General features: G+C 70.7%; 15 protein-coding genes. 8 read left to right on the top strand and 7 right to left on the bottom strand.

Annotated elements, in window-relative coordinates; all coding sequences use genetic code 11:
• Positions 1 to 6: 6 nt before the first annotated feature.
• From NRB56_RS18240 to NRB56_RS18215, 6 genes are all read right to left on the bottom strand, one after another.
• Positions 7 to 963, bottom strand: coding sequence for a carbohydrate ABC transporter permease (locus NRB56_RS18240; protein ID WP_319943149.1), 957 nt, complete (start codon positions 961 to 963; stop codon positions 7 to 9).
• Between the two features lie 2 nt (positions 964 to 965).
• Complete coding sequence (locus NRB56_RS18235) at positions 966 to 1,868, bottom strand: phosphodiesterase (RefSeq protein ID WP_153343666.1); 903 nt, start codon at positions 1,866 to 1,868, stop codon at positions 966 to 968.
• Positions 1,865 to 2,659, bottom strand: coding sequence for a tyrosine-protein phosphatase (locus tag NRB56_RS18230; RefSeq protein ID WP_153343664.1), 795 nt, complete (start codon positions 2,657 to 2,659; stop codon positions 1,865 to 1,867). The genes NRB56_RS18235 and NRB56_RS18230 overlap by 4 nt, the downstream gene beginning before the upstream one ends.
• Before the next feature lie 11 nt (positions 2,660 to 2,670).
• The gene (locus NRB56_RS18225) at positions 2,671 to 4,020 is read right to left on the bottom strand and encodes an ABC transporter substrate-binding protein (protein ID WP_153343662.1); all 1,350 of its coding nucleotides are present in this window, start codon (positions 4,018 to 4,020) and stop codon (positions 2,671 to 2,673) included.
• Positions 4,021 to 4,057: 37 nt separating this feature from the next.
• A complete protein-coding gene (locus NRB56_RS18220) occupies positions 4,058 to 5,209 on the bottom strand; it encodes an ABC transporter ATP-binding protein (RefSeq protein WP_153343660.1) in 1,152 nt (383 codons plus the stop codon).
• Between the two features lie 175 nt (positions 5,210 to 5,384).
• Positions 5,385 to 6,281: a MurR/RpiR family transcriptional regulator gene (locus NRB56_RS18215; RefSeq protein ID WP_153343658.1), complete on the bottom strand. Its 897-nt coding sequence runs from the start codon at positions 6,279 to 6,281 to the stop codon at positions 5,385 to 5,387.
• 193 nt (positions 6,282 to 6,474) lie between these two features.
• Here NRB56_RS18215 and NRB56_RS18210 point away from each other — a divergent pair, with 193 nt between their 5' ends.
• Positions 6,475 to 6,780, top strand: a complete 306-nt coding sequence (locus tag NRB56_RS18210; RefSeq protein WP_319943148.1) for a hypothetical protein — start codon at positions 6,475 to 6,477, stop codon at positions 6,778 to 6,780.
• A gap of 84 nt (positions 6,781 to 6,864) precedes the next feature.
• Positions 6,865 to 8,448: a signal recognition particle protein gene (gene ffh / locus NRB56_RS18205; RefSeq protein WP_319943147.1), complete on the top strand. Its 1,584-nt coding sequence runs from the start codon at positions 6,865 to 6,867 to the stop codon at positions 8,446 to 8,448.
• 320 nt (positions 8,449 to 8,768) lie between these two features.
• On the opposite strand, the gene NRB56_RS18200 is transcribed toward ffh, so the two are convergent.
• Positions 8,769 to 9,482 (bottom strand): GntR family transcriptional regulator, encoded by a 714-nt coding sequence (locus tag NRB56_RS18200; protein WP_319943146.1) that lies wholly within the window; start codon positions 9,480 to 9,482, stop codon positions 8,769 to 8,771.
• A gap of 116 nt (positions 9,483 to 9,598) precedes the next feature.
• Between NRB56_RS18200 and NRB56_RS18190 the strand changes: the two genes are divergently transcribed.
• The 6 genes from NRB56_RS18190 to NRB56_RS18165 all read left to right on the top strand — a co-directional run bounded on the left by NRB56_RS18190 (position 9,599) and on the right by NRB56_RS18165 (position 16,214).
• Positions 9,599 to 11,659 carry an ATP-binding cassette domain-containing protein gene (locus tag NRB56_RS18190; RefSeq protein WP_319943145.1) on the top strand — a complete coding sequence of 687 codons (2,061 nt, stop codon included), beginning with the start codon at positions 9,599 to 9,601 and terminating at the stop codon, positions 11,657 to 11,659.
• On the top strand, positions 11,656 to 11,883 hold the full coding sequence (locus tag NRB56_RS18185; protein ID WP_153343656.1) for a hypothetical protein: 228 nt from the start codon (positions 11,656 to 11,658) through the stop codon (positions 11,881 to 11,883). The genes NRB56_RS18190 and NRB56_RS18185 overlap by 4 nt, the downstream gene beginning before the upstream one ends.
• A 191-nt stretch (positions 11,884 to 12,074) precedes the next feature.
• Positions 12,075 to 13,133, top strand: a complete 1,059-nt coding sequence (locus NRB56_RS18180) for an ABC transporter permease (protein ID WP_153343868.1) — start codon at positions 12,075 to 12,077, stop codon at positions 13,131 to 13,133.
• On the top strand, positions 13,130 to 14,053 hold the full coding sequence (locus NRB56_RS18175; RefSeq protein WP_153343654.1) for an ABC transporter permease: 924 nt from the start codon (positions 13,130 to 13,132) through the stop codon (positions 14,051 to 14,053). Before NRB56_RS18180 ends, NRB56_RS18175 begins: the two co-directional genes overlap by 4 nt.
• Positions 14,050 to 15,021 (top strand): ornithine cyclodeaminase family protein, encoded by a 972-nt coding sequence (locus NRB56_RS18170; protein ID WP_153343652.1) that lies wholly within the window; start codon positions 14,050 to 14,052, stop codon positions 15,019 to 15,021. Before NRB56_RS18175 ends, NRB56_RS18170 begins: the two co-directional genes overlap by 4 nt.
• On the top strand, positions 15,018 to 16,214 hold the full coding sequence (locus tag NRB56_RS18165) for an amidohydrolase (protein WP_153343650.1): 1,197 nt from the start codon (positions 15,018 to 15,020) through the stop codon (positions 16,212 to 16,214). Before NRB56_RS18170 ends, NRB56_RS18165 begins: the two co-directional genes overlap by 4 nt.
• The last annotated feature ends 6 nt before the right edge of the window (positions 16,215 to 16,220 follow it).

Here is a 16,220-nt window from a genome sequence, read left to right as displayed (position 1 = left end):
GGGCAATCAGTTGTCGTAGAAGCTGAGTCGCTCGGACAGTTCCACGAAGATCAGCGCGATCACGCCGAACCCGAGGAAGAACAGCATCCCGGCGGCCGCGGCCGAGCCGGCGTCGAAGTTGCGGAATCCGAACTCGTACAACAGGTAATAGATGTTGGTGGTGGAATCGCTGGGGCCGCCCTGGGTGAGGATGTCGATCACCGGGTACGTCCACTGCGCGCCCAGCAGGATCGTCATCAGGCCGAGGAACACCAGCGTCGGCGACAGCAACGGCAGCGTGATGCGCCGGAAAACCGTTGCGGCGCTTGCCCCGTCGAGCGCGGCCGCGGCACCGTAGTCGGGGTCGATACCGGCCAGCCCGGCGGACACCACCAGGACGCCGAAGCCGAGCATCTGCCAGCCGCAGATCGCCACCACGGCCCAGATCGCCATGGCGGGACTACGGAAGACGTTGCCCAGATCCAGCCCGGCGTGTTTCGCCAGCACGGTGATGGTGCCGCCGTCCGGGGCGAACATCCACCGCCACACGGCGCTGGTGGCGACCGGGGTCACCAGGAACGGCACGAAGATCAGCGCCTGGTAGAAGGTCCGGGCCCGCCCCGAGACCCGTTGCGACAGGATCGCGATCAGCAGCGGCAGCACCAGCGAGAACACCATCAGCGAGCCGATGTAGATGCCGGTGTTGACCAGCGCCTTGTGCAGTTCCGGAAGTTGCACCACAGCAGTGTAATTGGCCATCCCGACCGGCTTCTTCGGCTGGCTCGGGATGAGATTCCAATGGTAGAAGGACAATTGGAAGGTCTCGCACAGGGGCGTGTAGACCCAGACCACCAGCATCGCCAGGGCGGGCAGCACATACAGGTAGGGCGCCAACGGGATTCGCCGCCACCACGGCCGGCCCGGGCGAGCCGGGACGGTGGTGGCGGCGGAGGGCGTGTCGGCGCCGCGCACGGCGACGAGCACGACTACCGGGGGGACGCGGCGGTCATGGCGGCGGTCTGCTCTTCCTGGCTCAGCGCCAGGAACGCCGCGATCTGATCGGCCGGCATCTCGTACAGGGTCGGGAAGTCGCCGACCGGCACGACCGAGTGCAGCACCCGGTCCCCGTAGACGTGCACCAGGTTGAACGACTGGCCGCCGTCCTGGCCGCGCGCGGCGGGGAAGACCACGTTGAGGTCCTGGGTGTAGCAGGTCGCCGAGGCCACCGACACCGGGATGCCCGCGAAGGTGGACATCGTCGAATAGTGCAGGTGCCCACCGAGAATGGCGCGCACGTCGGAGCCCTCCAGGATCGCCGCGAGCCGGTTCTGCTCGCGCAGTTCCACCAGGCCGATCAGGCCGATCGGGCTCGGCACCGGCGGGTGGTGCAGCGCCAGGATGGTGCCCTCGGGCGCGGGGGTCGCCAATTCCTCGGCGAGCCAGGTCAACTGGGCCTCGTCGATCTCGCCGTAGTGGTGGCCGAGCACGGTGCTGTCCAGCGCGATGATCCGCAGGCCGCCGACCCAGTGCACGCGGTCGATCGGATCGTCGGAGGGCTGCTCGTCGAGCAGGCCGACGCGGAAGGTCTGCCGGGTGTCGTGGTTGCCCATCACCCAGATCACCTTCGCGCCGAGTTCGGCGGCCACCGGCTCGACCATCGCGCGCAGCCGCTCGTAGGCGTCGGCGTCGCCGGTGTCGGCCAGGTCGCCGGTGAAGATGATCGCCTCGGGGCGCGCACCGGAGCGGGCGAAGTCGTCGAACACCTGCCGCAGGTTGGCGTCGCTGTCCACGCCGCCGTGCAGCAGCTCTCGGCCGCCGACGAAATGGGTGTCGCTGATGTGCAGCAGGAAGTGCTCGGGCTCCGGGTGCTGCGAGGAGACGGAGGTCATGCGATGTTCCCTTCGATCGGATCGTTCGTTACGAGAAGGCCGGTGAGCGAGTCGAATTCGCGCTCGCCGAGACCGTGTTCGGTGAGATAGGCACGGACGGAACCGGATCGGTCGCGTACGCGCTCCAGGCTGTGCGTGATCAGTTCCGCCGGGCTGCCGGCCAGGAAGCCGCGGGTCGCCGCGGACGGCTCGAGGCCGTAGTCCGCGGCCAGCCGATCCAGGGCGCGGTCGGCCCATTCGCCGCCCAGATGCCGCTCGGTGGCGGCGTAGTCGGCGACGATGTCGGCGTCGGCGACCCCGACGACGGCCAGGGTCAGTGCGATCACGAGGCCGGTGCGGTCCTTGCCGGCGGTGCAGTGCACCACCACCGGTTCGGTTCCGGCGGCGATCAGGCCGATCGCGTGCGCCAGCTGCGGGCCGCGCTCGTCGACGATGTAGTCGTAGACGTAGGTCAGCGACAGCGGGGCGCCGGCCGGTGCGGCGTCGGCGGTGGATTCGAAGATCGGCGCGTGGTGGTTCACCGCGGTCAGCCCGTCGAGCAGGCTGGGCTCGCGGTCGCGCTCGTCCACCGCGCGGAGGTCGATCACGGTGCCGATCCGCCGCTGCCGCAACACCTCTCGGCCCGCGTCGGTCAGCTCGTGCAGGCCGTCGGAGCGGTACAGCACACCGTGCCGGATGTGCCCGGCGCCGGCCGGGGTGCCGCCGACGTCACGGAAGTTGTAGGTGCCGCCCACCGGGATGCGGCTGCCCCGCGCCGGATCGCCGAGCTGTTCCGGGAGTTGCGTGACCATGGTTGTGCCCCTTACTTGTTCACCAGATCCTGGGCGCGGCGCTGGGCGTCGGCCAGGGTGGCGTGCGGATCCTTGCCGAAGAAGACCGCGTCCTGGGTCGCCTTGTCGAGGATGGTGTCGATCTGGGTATAGCTGTCGCCGGGGAAGCTGACCCACGGTTCGAGACGGCTCAGCTGCTCCAGATTCGGCTTCACGAGCGGGTTTCCGGCCGCCCAGGCCGCCAGCGGGCCGGCGCCCTCGGTCATCGACGGGCGCAGCGGCAGATAGCCGATCTTGGTGGTGATCTGCTCGTAGGCGTGCGGGCTGGTCATGAACTTCATGAATTCCCAGGCCGCGCGCTGCTTGGCCGGATCCTTGGCGAACATGAACAGGGCCGAACCCGAGTTGGTCGGGATCGCGGGCTTACCGGCGAAGGCGGGCATCGCGGTGTTCTTCAGCGTCCAGTTCCCGGCCTTCGCGCCGGACATGAAGGTGCCCTGCAGCGCGGAGGTCTGCAACTCGAAGGCGAGCGAGCCGCCGCGGGCGAACTGCTCGTACTGGCTCGCGGAATCCAGGTTGGCCAGCACGCCCGAGTCGTACAGGTCGCGCATCATCGAGACGGCGCCGACGGCGGGATCCTCGCCGAACTGGATGGCCTTGCGGTCGGTGCTCAGCACCCGGCCGCCGTTGGAGCGCATCATGCCCTGCAGGCACCAGTTGCCGCCGGGGGTGCAGCCGATGGCCAGCGACGGCTTACCGGTCTTCGCGGTGACCGCCTGGGCGGCGGCCTTCACCTTGTCCCAGGTCGACAGGTCGGGGTTGTCGCCGAGCCCGGCCTGCGCGGTCAGGCTCGCGTTGTAGAACATCACCGGCGTGGAGAACACGTACGGCAGGCCGTAGGTGCCGCCGTTCCAGTCGGCGAGGGTCGCGGCGTTCGGGCTGAACGGGTACTGCCCGCCGAACTGCTCGGTCACCGCGTCCTTGCCCACCAGCTCGGTGAGCGACTGGGCGCCGAGCTTCTCGACCGCGAAATCCAGGCTGTCGAAGGTCAACTGGGCGACGTCGGGCGGATTCCCGGCCAGCAGCTGGGTCTGCACGCTGCCCGCGGTGTTGGTGCCGGCGGTCGAGGCGCCCTGGGTCGGCTGGGCCTTCACCTCGATATTCGGGTGCGCGGCTTCGAAATCCGCGACCAGGCCCTTGATGGTGTCGGTCCACACCCCGGCCTGCAGCAGGTTGTAGGACTCGAAGACGATCGAAACCTTCTGGGAGGGATCGAGTTCCGGGATGATGCTCTGATCGGAGCCGCCGGCGGTGGTTCCGGTCGAGCAGCCGGCCAGGGCGACGGTCGCCAGCGCGGCCAGCGCGGCGAGACATCGGCGCATGAGGTATCTCCTGAGATATGTTGCGTGACAGGGATGGTCAGGCCGAGACCAGATCGGTCGCGGCCGGGTCCGGCACCGGGTCGTCGATCCACTCCAGGCGGACCCCGGTCTCCGGGTCGAAGAGGTGGATCCGCTCCGGATCGGCGGCCAGGGTGATCGGCGCGCCCTCGGCGAGGGCTCCGGTGCGGTTGCCGCGCACGGCGATCGTGGCGCCGGATTCGATGCGGCAGTAAGCGATTTCCTCGTTGCCGAGGTTCTCGACGGTCCCGACGACCGCGTCGATCAGCACGCCGTGGTGGCCCGCGGCGCCGGCGGCATCGATCGGCCGCAGGTGTTCCGGCCGCACGCCGAGCGTGACCGCGGTCGGATCCAGCCGGCCCGGCCACAGCCGGCCGGAGATCCCGTCGGTGTGCACGAACACCTGGCCCCCGACGCCGGTGAGTTCCGCGTCCAGCAGATTCATGGCGGGGCTGCCGATGAATCCGGCGACGAACCGGGTCGCGGGACGGTCGTACACGTCGGCGGGGGTGCCGACCTGTTCGATCCGCCCGTGATCGAGGATCACGATCTTGGTGGCCATGGTCATGGCCTCGACCTGGTCGTGGGTGACGTAGACGAAGGTGGCGCCGAGGGTGCGGTGCAGGCTGGTGAGTTCGTGCCGGGTCGCGGTGCGCAGCTTGGCGTCCAGGTTCGACAGCGGCTCGTCCATCAGATAGGCGCGCGGATTGCGGACCAGGGCGCGGCCGACCGCGACGCGCTGCCGCTGGCCGCCCGAGAGCTCCCGCGGCCGCCGCTGTAGGAGGTGCGCGATGTCCAGGGTGCGTGCTACCTCGGTGACCCGGCGGTCGATCTCCGCGCGGTCCGGTCGCGGCCGGCCGCGGCGCGCGGTCAGTGGGAAGGCCAGGTTCTTCGCCACCGTCAGGTGCGGATACAGCGCGTAGCTCTGGAAGACCATCGCCAGATCCCTGCGGCGCGAAGGGGTCCGGGTGATGTCGGTGCCGTCGACGGTGATGCTGCCCGCCGTCGGCTCGAGCAGTCCCGCCAGGATCCGCAGCAGTGTCGTCTTACCGCAGCCGCTCGGTCCCAGCAGGACCAGGAACTCGCCGTCGTCGATGGTCAGGGTGACGTCATCGACGGCGGTGACACCCTTGAAAGTCCGGGTCAAACCCGCGATCTCGATCGTGCCCATACCGTCCTCATCGTGAAATGAAATTTCCTACAACTGACCAAGTAAGAATTTTCGATACGAACGGATGCTGGCCGAGCGAGGTGAACGAGGGTCGTCCGGGTGGCGAAAATTCGCTGGCGTGGCAGTGGACACTGTCGCCCGGCGGCTCAATGAGGTCTGTTCGGACCCATTCGGTTCACTCCTGGCGATCCGACTCGCCGGTCGGCGTACGGTCACTGACCAGGTCGATGACCTGATCCATCACGTGTTCCGCGCGGCCGGGACCCATCTTCCGGGTCACCGCGGTGTTCAGGACCGAGAGGAACAGCAACTGCACGGCGATGCCCGAGGCGACGATGTACGGCGCGGTGATCGGTTCGCTGGTGCCGGCGATCAGCAGCAGCGTGCTGTACTCGCTCAACCGCGACCGCGCGTATCCGGTGACGCCGACGATCGTGGCGCCGGTGCCGCTCGCGGCGGCGACCGCGTCCATGGTGACCGCGTTCTGGCCGCTGCTGCTCACCGCGACGAGCACATCGCCCGCACCGAGCGTCCCGGCGCTCAGTTGCTGGGCCACGGAGTCGATCGGCGCCTCGCTGCCGCGGCCCGCGATGACCAGCAGGAGCGCGAACGCCTGTGCGGCGGGACTGGAGCCGCCGTTGCCGACGATCAGCACCCGCCGGGCGCGGGCGATGGCCGTGGCGGCGCGATCGAACTCCGAATAGTTCAGCGCGCCCAGGGCATCGGACATGTTCTGGACCGCGGCGTCGAAGTGTGCCGGCACCCACTCCCGGCTGTCGGCGGCGTCCAGTCGCGAATTCCCTTCCGCGCGAGCCGCTCCGGTGTCCCGGATCAGCAGCAGGCGAAGATGCTGAAACCCCTTGAACCCCAAGTTCTTACAGGTCCGGATCACGGTCGCGGGCGATGTGTTCGCCCGTGCCGCGACATCCGCGGCCGAGAGCAGCGCCACCTCGTCGGTGTGCTCGAGGAACTGCACCGCGACCCGTTGCTCGCTGGGGACCAGCGAGGGCAGCAGCGATCGGATGACGCTGAGCGTCCCGCCGACGGGCGGGTTGTCGGGCGTGATGCTCATGGCGTCGTTGTATCACCCGCGGGTGTACGGCTCCGCGGATCCGGGCAAGGGCGGGTGCCGGGTGCGGTATGCAACACAATTGTTGCCATAGATTTGCTGAGCCCGGCCCCGGTGTGCCGCCCGCAACCCTACGATCGAATCAGTTTCGGCTGTCGCGTACTTGTTCGGGCTTGTCGAGCGCGGAGGAGCAAGGGTGGCGATAGAAGTCGTTTCCTCGTCGATCATGACCAGCGATATGACCCGGCACATCGCCCGATGCGTCGGCGGGGACCGCTGGGTCGTCTCCTGGCTGCCCGGCCGGACACTTTCCGGCCAGCAGGCGGTCACCGCGATGAAACTCGCCTCCCGGGGCGACCGCGAGCCCACCGAGGCGGAGTGGACCGTGCTGGACGGCATGGCGCTCGAACTCGGCCTCACCGGCCGTGAGGCGGTGTTGATGATCGCGACCGAGGATCACGACATCCGCCAGGCGCCCCGCCCGCGCCGCCGGACACCGTAATCCACCAGGGTGGATCCGGACGGTCCGATCCTCGCACTACCCTGGTATCCCGAGTGACCACCCTCGAGATCAGGAGCGCGATCGGTGTTCGAATCCCTGTCCGACCGGTTGGCCGGTGCCCTCAAGGACCTCCGCGGCAAGGGGCGCCTGTCGCCGGCCGATATCGACGCGACCGCCCGGGAGATCCGGCTCGCGCTGCTCGAGGCCGACGTCGCGCTGCCGGTGGTCCGTACGTTCATCAACCGGATCAAGGAGCGCGCCAAGGGGGCCGAGGTCTCCGGCGCGCTGAATCCGGCACAGCAGGTCGTCAAGATCGTCAACGAGGAACTCGTGGCGATCCTCGGCGGCGAGACCCGCCGGCTGCGGCTGGCCAAGAATCCGCCCACGGTCATCATGCTGGCCGGTCTCCAGGGCGCCGGTAAGACCACCCTCGCGGGCAAGCTCGCGAAATGGCTGAAGGGCCAAGGCCATACCCCGCTGCTGGTCGCCTGTGACCTCCAGCGGCCCGGCGCGGTCACCCAGCTCCAAGTGGTCGGCGAGCGGGCCGGCGTCTCGGTCTTCGCCCCGCATCCCGGTACGTCGGTCGGCGGCGGCGACAACGCGCTCGGCGTGTCCGCGGCCGATCCGATCGAGGTCGCGAAGGCCGGCGTCGAGGAGGCGCGGCAGAAGCACTTCGACGTGGTGGTGGTCGACACCGCCGGTCGCCTCGGCATCGACGAGGAACTGATGCGGCAGGCCGCGGGCATCCGCGACGCGGTCCAGCCGGACGAGACCCTGTTCGTCCTCGACGCCATGGTCGGCCAGGACGCCGTCACCACCGCGGAGGCGTTCCGCGACGGCGTCGGCTTCACCGGCGTGGTGCTGACCAAGCTCGACGGCGACGCGCGCGGCGGCGCGGCGCTGAGTGTGCGCGAGATCACCGGTCAGCCGATCCTGTTCGCGTCCACCGGCGAGAAGCTGGAGGACTTCGACGTCTTCCACCCGGACCGCATGTCCAGCCGGATCCTCGGCATGGGCGACCTGCTCACCCTCATCGAGCAGGCCGAGCAGGTCTACGACGCGCAACAGGCCGAGGAGGCCGCGCGCAAGATGGGCTCCGGCGAACTCACCCTCGAGGACTTCCTCGAGCAGATGCTCGCGATCCGCAAGATGGGCCCGATCGGCAACCTGCTGGGCATGCTGCCCGGCGCCGGGCAGATGAAGGACGCGCTGGCCCAGGTCGACGACAAGCAACTCGACCGGGTCCAGGCCATCATCCGCGGCATGACCCCCGGTGAGCGCGCCAACCCGAAGATCATCAACGCCTCCCGCCGGTTGCGCATCGCCAACGGTTCGGGCGTCTCGGTCTCGGATGTCAATCAGCTCGTGGACCGCTTCTTCGAGGCCCGCAAGATGATGAGCGCCATGAGCCGCCAGTTCGGCATGCCGGGCGCGCGTGGCGGCACGAAGAAGAAGGGCGGCAAGAAGGGCAAGAAGGGCGGCCGCGGCCCGACCCCGCCGAAGGTGCGCGGCGGCTTCCCGGGCATGCCCGGCATGCCCGCGATGCCCCCCGGTATGCCCGCGGGTTTCCCGGACCTGTCGAACATGCCCTCCGGTCTCGACCAGCTGCCGCCGGGGCTCGAGGGAATCGATCTGTCCCAGTTGAAATTCCCCAAGAAGGGGAACTGACCTGATCGCCTCGGGGCGGACGCGAAATCGCGTCCGCCCCGACTGCTTTCCGGCTGTATCGGCGGGTGAATGTGGGGTGCTACGTCCGCTCGGGCCGGGGGTTGGTAAATGGTTTCGGCCGCTTCCATTTCGGTTGCTGAAATGTTGCCAGTGATTGGATGCGCGGAAATCAGCCGGTTGTTCGCCGCCCTCAGCGCCGAGTCGAGCGCCCGCGCATGACGGCCGGATCCCCGTCCGGTACGGCCCGGATCGGGCACCCTTCCGAGGACGCGCGGCCCGGCCCCGTCGTCGGTGGGTGCGCGCATGCCACCGGCGGTCGATCAGGCGCTGTCGGCGACCGGGCGGCGGCGACGGCGGCCGCGGGCGACGAGGTCGACGTCGAATTCCGGGATGGACCATTCGGCGGCCAGCGCGATGCTGGGTCCGCGGCCCGCGGCGATGTGGGCGAAGGCGCTCGCCGCCGCCGCTTCGGTGGCGCCGGCGGCGATCAGGCTGAACAGGGCCTCGTGCTCGGTGCACTGTTCGGCGGCGTCCCGGGCGGCGGTGAGGCGGAACAGCCATTCGGTGCGGGCGGCCAGCGGCCGCATCAGCGTGTGCAGCAGCGGGTTTCCCGCCAGATCGATGATCCCGGCATGGAAGGCGGCGTTGGCGCCCGCGATCCGCTGCGCGTCGCCGGAGGCGGTGGCGGCCCGCGCCTGTACCAGCAGCGCCGACAGCGGTTCGATCGAGGCCGGCGTGGCGTTGCTCGCCGCCAGCCGGGCCGCCAATGACTCCAGCGACTCCCGGACATCGAACAGATCGCGGACGTCGGCGGGAGTGAACGGGGCCACCAGGGCACCCTTGCCGGGCACCAGCAGCACCAGGCCGTCGGCGGCCAGCACCCGCAGCGCCTCGCGCAGCGGGATTCGGGAAACGTGCAGCTCGGCGGCCAGATCGCGCTCGACCAACCGCTGTCCCGGCCGTAATTCGACGCCGACGATGCGTTGCTTGATCGACTCGTAGGCGTGGTCGCGCAAGGATCCTGGTGCCGTCACGACATTCCACACTATCGCTGCCCCGGAGCGGTTTTCCCGTTCGAAACACAGCCGGAACCCGGCCGCCACACGGATCGTCGAAAGTTAGCGGTATACCACTAATTGGAAGGTCGGTCGTGGACACTGCCCTGGAACTCGCCGGTGTCGGCAAACGGTTCGGCACGGTGCGGGCGCTGTCGGACGTGGACATCACGGTCCGCCGCGGCGAGGTGCACTGCGTGCTCGGTGAGAACGGCGCCGGGAAGTCGACGCTGTGCAATCTGGTCTACGGTTCGGCGAGCCCCGACGCGGGCCGGATGCGGCTGTTCGGCGAACCGTACCGCCCGCGTCGCCCCGCCGACGCCCTGCGCCGCGGAATCGCCATGGTGCATCAGCATTTCAGCCTGGTACCCACCCTGACGGTCGCGGAGAACCTGCTGCTCGGCCCGGCGTCCCGGCTGCGCCTGCGACGCGCGAACCTGACCACCGGATTGGCCGCTGTCGCCGACGAATTCGGCCTGCGGGTCGACCCGGCCGCTCGGGTCGAGACCCTCTCGGTGGGCGAACGCCAGACCGTCGAGATCGTGAAATGCCTTCTGGCCGAACCGAACCTGGTACTCTTGGACGAACCCACCGCGGTCCTGGGCCCCACCGAGGTGACCGCCCTGCTCGACACCTGCCGCCGCATCGCCGCCGCCGCCGGCCGGGCGGTCGTGCTCATCACCCACAAACTGGGCGAGATCGAACGCGCCGCCGACACCGCCACCGTCCTGCGCGCGGGCCGAGTAGTCGGCTCCGGCCCCCTGTCCGGCTTCACCCGCGACGACTTGGTCGGCCTGATGGTCGGCCGCCGGTTGGCGGACCTGGATCCGCTACTGGTCCTGAGTGATTCGCCGACCCCCACTCCGGCGACCGGCGACCACCTGCCTGTGACTGCTGCTGGGCCGGCGACCGGCGGCCACCTGTCTGTGACGGCCGGGCGGCCTACCGTGGGTACTGCCGACAAACACGCGACCGGCGCGGATGTTTCCGGTGTGCCGTCGGCCGGGCCGGAAGCTGCCGAGGGGCTCGGTCCGACGGTCGGTGGCCGACCGGCGGACCGGGATGTGCCACTGGTACCGGGTGATTCGCTCACCTTCGCCCCGACCGAGGCCGACCGCTCGTCTGCGTCGACGGTCGGCCCGACCGTCCCGGGCGCCGACACTGCCGACGAAAGCGCCGCTGCGACCGGTGTTTCCGCCGTGATGCCGGCGGGGTCCGGCACCGCCGAGGTGCTCGGTACGAGTACAACCGGCGGCGATGGATCGGACGCTGCTGCGGGCCGTGCCGAGGGGGTGGTCGGCACAGGCCGTACCGGTGAGGACGCTGCCGATGCGACGGCTACTGGCGTGAGCAGCGCCGAACTCACTGTTGGCGGGACGGGCGCTGCCGATGAAAGGGCAACTCCGCCAACGGTGTTGCGGATCACCGGGTTGCGGTTGGCGCGTGCGGACGGGGCGCCGCTGCTGGACGGTCTGGACCTGGAGTTGCGGGCGGGGGAGATCACCGGGATCGCCGGGGTGGAGGGGAACGGTCAGAGTGAGCTGGTCGCGGTGCTCAGTGGCGCGCGGCGGCCGGATGCCGGGCTGGTCGAATTCGCCGGGCGCGATATGACCAGGGCGAGCCCGGCCGCCCGCACGGCGGCCGGGCTCGGCGTCATTCCGGAGGATCGGCATCACGAGGGTTGTATCCCGGCGATGAGCGTCGCGGAGAACCTGTGCCTGGGCCGGCTGCATCGGTTCCGCCGGCGTGGGCTGCTGGATCGGCGGGCCGTGTCCGACACCGCGGCCGCCGCGATCGCCGCACACGGCATCCGGGCCTCCTCGCCGGCCGCGCCGATGCACACGCTCTCCGGCGGTAATCAGCAGAAGGTCGTGGTGGCAAGGGAATTGGCGCTGGATCCGCTGCGCTGCCTGGTCGCGGCACAACCGACCCGGGGCCTGGACCTCGCCGCAGTGGACGCCGTGCTGACCCAGTTGCGCGGTGCCGCCGCGGCGGGTGCGGCGGTACTGCTGGTCTCCCACGAACTGCCCGAACTGCTCACCCTCTGCGACCGCGTCTTCGTCGCCTACCGCGGCCGCCTGCTCGGCCCGGTCCATCCGGCCGCCGGGCACGCCGCCGACACCATCGCCCGATTGATGTTGGGAGCCGGGACATGAGCGGCGACGACCAGGTGGCAGCCGGGGAGCGTGGCCACTCGGGCCCTCCGATCCTGCCCGCTGGGCATGGCGTGAGCGGTGCGGACAACGGGTCGGCTGTGGAGCGTCAGCATGCAGGCCCCGCGCTCATGGCCGATGGGCGCGGCGTGAGTGATGCGGCCCAGGTGGCGGCAGGGAGCGTGACCATGCAGGGCCCGCGCTCGTGGCTGATGGGCGTGGCGTGAGTGGTGAGGGCGAGGTGGCGGCAGGGGAGCGCCACCATGCAGGACCTCCGCCCGTGCCTCGCGGGCTCGGCGGGAGCGGTTCGGAATTCGGTATATCGACGGAGAGGACGGTGCCGGTCATGTCGGCCGACACGATCGAGGCGGGACCGCGGCCGGCGGCGTGGTCGCCGGGAAAGCTACGCGGACAGGTGATGTCGCGGGACGTGTGGGTCTACGGCACCGCCGTGGCCGCCGCGGCCCTGGTAGGGGTGCTGCTGGCGTCCGGGAGTGGCGCGTCACCGGCGGTGGCGGGAAACGCGTTGTGGGACGGCATGTTCGGGTCTCCGTACAGCTTCGGCAGTGCGCTGAACACCGCGGCCGTGCTGGCGCTGATCGCGACCGGTTTCACCGTCGCGCATCGGGCGGGGCTGGTGAACGTCGGTGCGGAAGGGCAACTGGCACTGGGGGGTATCGCCGCGACCGCGGTCGGGGTGCATCTGCCCGATTCGGTGCCGCCGGCGGCCGGGGTGCCGATGGTTCTGCTGGCCGGGTTCGCCGCGGGCGCGCTGTGGGCCGGTATCGCGGCCTGGCTGCGGGTGTGGCGCGGGACCAGCGAGGTGATCACCACCCTGCTGCTGAACTTCGTCGGCCTGGGCCTGGTTTCGCTGGTTGTGCACGAATCGGGGTTGTTGCGGCAGCCGGTCACCTCGGTGGAGACCCTGCCGCAGTCGAAGCCGCTGGCCGCCGGGGCACGGCTGCCGTTGCTGGGGTTGTCGCAGTCCCCGGCCACGATCGCGGTGGCGGTCGCGCTCGTCGCGCTGGTGATCGCCGCGATCGTGTTGCGGCGCACGGCAACCGGTGTGCGGCTGGCCGCGGTCGGTCATTCCGAGGCGGCCTCGGCGCGGCTCGGGCTACCGGTCACTCGGCTGCGGGTGACGGCGCTGGCCACCGCGGGCGGGCTGGCCGGGGTGGCCGGGGCCGGGCTGGTGGCGACGGTGCCGTTCGTGCTGGCCGAGAACTTCACCTCCGGTTACGGTTTCGCGGGCCTCGTGGTGGGGCTGTTGGCGCGGGGGAGTCTGCTCGCGGTCGGCGGGGTCGCGCTCGGCTTCGGGCTGCTCACCGCCGGTGGCATTAATCTGCAAGTGGCGGCGTCGGTTCCGGCGTCCTCGGTGCAGGTGGTACAGAGTGTGCTGATCCTGTGTGTGGCCGCGGCGGTGGTGTTCCGGCAGCGCCGGGTCCGCCGGGCTCCGGAGCCGGAGGCGGTGGCATGAGCGCGACCGGAGAACTGCTGGACGGCGGTGTGCGGCTGGCGATTCCGCTGCTGCTGGCCTCCGCCGGCGAACTGGTGAGCGAGCGCGCCGGAGTACTCAACCTCAGCGTCGAGGGCATGATGCTGGCGGGGGCGTTCGCGGGTGCGGTCGGCGCCCGGGCCGGCGGGAGCGCGACCGCGGGGGTGCTGTGCGCGCTGCTGGCGGCCGTGCTGACGGCGGCGTTGCAGGCGCTGCTCAGCGTCACACTGCGATCCGATCAGATCGTCACCGGGATCGCGATCAACGCGCTGGCTCTCGGCGTCACCACCTACGGGGCGCGGCTGTATTTCACCGCGGGACGGTCGGTTCCGGGTTTCGACCGGATGCCGATCCCGGGGCTGCGCGACATTCCGCTGCTCGGCCGGGCACTGTTCGACCTCACCCCGCTCGGCTACCTCGCGCTGGCGCTCGTCGCGCTGCTCGCGGTGCTGTTCTCGCACCGCACCGGCTGGGGTCTGGCGATCACCGCGATCGGCGCGGACGCGGTCACCGCCGATCGCAGCGGCCTGCCGGTCGCCGCCTGGCGATGGATCGCGGTGCTGCTGGTGGGCGCGACCTCGGGTCTGGCCGGTGCGCACCTGGCGCTGGCCGATGTGCACGCGTTCACCGACAACCTCACCGGCGGTGCGGGTTACCTCGCGGTGGTCGCCGTCATCGCCGGCCGCTGGCGGGCCCTGCCGACCGTGCTGGCCTGCCTGTTCTTCGGGCTCGCGGAGGCCCTGCAATTCGCCGCGCCCGCCCTCGGCCTGCACCTGCCGACCGCGGTGCTGGTCATGTCCCCGTATCTGCTGGCGGTTCTGGCGGTCAGCGGGCTGGTCGGCGCGAGCCGATCCCCGGCCGCCCTCACCCGTCCCTTCGTCCGAGAGGCCCGGTCCCGATGACCCTCGTCCTGACCAGATCCGATGTGCTCGCGCTGATCAGCCTCCCCGAGGTGATCGCCGCGGTGCGGCGGGCGCACGCCGATCTCGCCCACGGCACGGCGGTGCAGCCCGCGCCCACCGCCCTGCGACTGCCCGGTTCGGATCCGGCCTTCCTGGTGATGCCCGCGTTCTCCGAGTCCGCCCGGCTGGCCACGGTGAAACTGCTGGCCGACATCCCCGGCAACCGCGACCGCGGCCTGCCGGTGCAGCGCTCGGCGATCCTGGCCCTGTCCGCGGCCGACGGGTCCTGTGCGGCGCTGCTCGACGGCGGCACGGTCACCCGGTTCCGCACCGCGGCCGCCTCGGCGGTGGCGACGGCGACGCTGGCCCGGCCGGACAGCCGGGTGCTGGGTCTGGTCGGCGCCGGCGGCCTGGCGCACACGCATGTCGCGGCGCTGCGCGCGGTGCTCCCGTTCGAGCGGATCGTGGTGTGGAGTCGCACCGCCGCCACCGCACACGCGTTCGCGGCCGAAACCGGCGCGGAGCCGGTCGATTCCGCGGAGGAGGTGGTGCGGGCGGCCGATGTGCTGTGCACGCTCACGCCTGCCCGTGAACCGGTGGTGCGCGGCGCCTGGTTCCGGCCGGGCCTGCACGTCAACGCCGTCGGCGCCCCGCCCCGCCCGGATCATCGCGAGATCGACAGTGCCGGAATGCGATCCGCGCGGGTGGTGGTCGACAGCCGGGCCACCGCGCTGACCGAATCCGGGGATGTGCTGATTCCGTTGCGGGAGGGCGTCTTCGGCGCGGAGCACGTCGGCGACGAACTCGGCGAGGTGCTGATCGGCGCCAAACCGGGCCGCAGCGAGGCGGATCAGATCACGCTCTACAACTCCCTGGGTATCGGACTCCAGGATCTGGCGGCCGCCCGGCTGCTCATCGACGCCGCCCGCGACCGCGGGATCGGCACCGAGATCGACCTGATCGGATGACGAGAATGCCACTGCTGCTGCGTAACGCGACGCCGTGGGGTTCGGCCGGACCGGCCGATGTGACGGTCGACTCGGGCCGGATCGCGGCGATCGGCGGCCCCGCGCCCGCGGACGCGGACATCGTCGACCTGACCGGATGCGTGCTGCTGCCCGGCTTCGTCGACGCGCACTGCCACCTCGACAAGACGTTGTGGGACGGCCCGTGGGTGCCCAACACCGCCGGTCCCCGGCTGACGGACAAGATCGCGTACACCCGGGCCGGTCGCGCCGGACACGGTGTGCCGTCGGTGGATCGGATCGCCGCGCTGTTGCGGCGGATGGCCGCCGCGGGCACCACCCGGGTGCGCACCCACACCGACGTGTCGCCGGAGTTCGGCCTCGACGGCGTGTACGCCGTGCGGGAGGCCGCCGAACGGGTGGCGGATCGAATCACGGTGCAGCAGGTGGCCTTTCCGCAATACGGGCGGCTGATCAATGCCGGCACCGCGGAACTGATGGAGCGCGCGCTGCGGACCGGTGTGGCACAGGTGGCCGGCGGGATCGATCCGGCCGGCGTCGATCGCGATCCGGTGCGGCATCTGGACACCGTGTTCGGGCTGGCGACCACGTACGACGTGCCGATCGATCTGCACCTGCACGATCGGGGCACGCTGGGCGCCTGGGAATTCGAGCTGATCATCGAGCGCACGCTGAGCACCGGCATGCGCGATCGGGTGACGATCGGGCACGGCTTCGCGCTCGGCGACGTCGCGGCCGACCGGCAGGACGAGCTGATCGCCGGCCTCGCCGAGGCGGGCATCGCGCTGGCGACCTGTGCGGCGCACAACGATCCGCTGCTCCCGCTGGACCGGCTGCGCGCCGCGGGCGTCACCGTGGCCGCGGGCAACGACGGTATCCGCGACCTCTGGTCGCCCTACGGTGACGGCGACATGCTGCACCGGGCACACCGGCTGGCCGAGCGGATGTCCTACTGCTCCGACCCCGAGATCGAAACAGCCCTGGCCGCAGCGACTTTCGGCGGCGCGCGGGCGCTGCGACTCGACGACTACGGGCTGCGGCCCGGGGCCGTCGCCGACCTCGTCGCGGTCCCCGCCCGCACCGCCGCCGAGGCCGTCGTCGGTTGCGCGCCGCGGCGAACGGTGTTGCGCGCCGGGCGAATCGCCGCCGACACCCCAACCGTCGCGACCCGGTGACATCAC

This window comes from Nocardia aurantia, from assembly GCF_009604425.1.
Taxonomy (GTDB): Bacteria; Actinomycetota; Actinomycetes; order Mycobacteriales; family Mycobacteriaceae; genus Nocardia; species Nocardia aurantia.
This window is presented reverse-complemented; position numbering and strand designations above follow the sequence as displayed.

Coding starts and splice junctions, on each gene's coding strand:
- NRB56_RS18170 (WP_153343652.1), top strand. CDS start 14,050: ATGACCCTCGTCCTGACCAGATCCGATGTGCTCGCGCTGATCAGCCTC.
- NRB56_RS18165 (WP_153343650.1), top strand. CDS start 15,018: ATGACGAGAATGCCACTGCTGCTGCGTAACGCGACGCCGTGGGGTTCG.
- NRB56_RS18175 (WP_153343654.1), top strand. CDS start 13,130: ATGAGCGCGACCGGAGAACTGCTGGACGGCGGTGTGCGGCTGGCGATT.
- NRB56_RS18185 (WP_153343656.1), top strand. CDS start 11,656: ATGAGCGGCGACGACCAGGTGGCAGCCGGGGAGCGTGGCCACTCGGGC.
- NRB56_RS18230 (WP_153343664.1), bottom strand. CDS start 2,659: ATGGTCACGCAACTCCCGGAACAGCTCGGCGATCCGGCGCGGGGCAGC.
- NRB56_RS18235 (WP_153343666.1), bottom strand. CDS start 1,868: ATGACCTCCGTCTCCTCGCAGCACCCGGAGCCCGAGCACTTCCTGCTG.
- NRB56_RS18180 (WP_153343868.1), top strand. CDS start 12,075: ATGTCGCGGGACGTGTGGGTCTACGGCACCGCCGTGGCCGCCGCGGCC.
- NRB56_RS18225 (WP_153343662.1), bottom strand. CDS start 4,020: ATGCGCCGATGTCTCGCCGCGCTGGCCGCGCTGGCGACCGTCGCCCTG.
- NRB56_RS18220 (WP_153343660.1), bottom strand. CDS start 5,209: ATGGGCACGATCGAGATCGCGGGTTTGACCCGGACTTTCAAGGGTGTC.
- NRB56_RS18215 (WP_153343658.1), bottom strand. CDS start 6,281: ATGAGCATCACGCCCGACAACCCGCCCGTCGGCGGGACGCTCAGCGTC.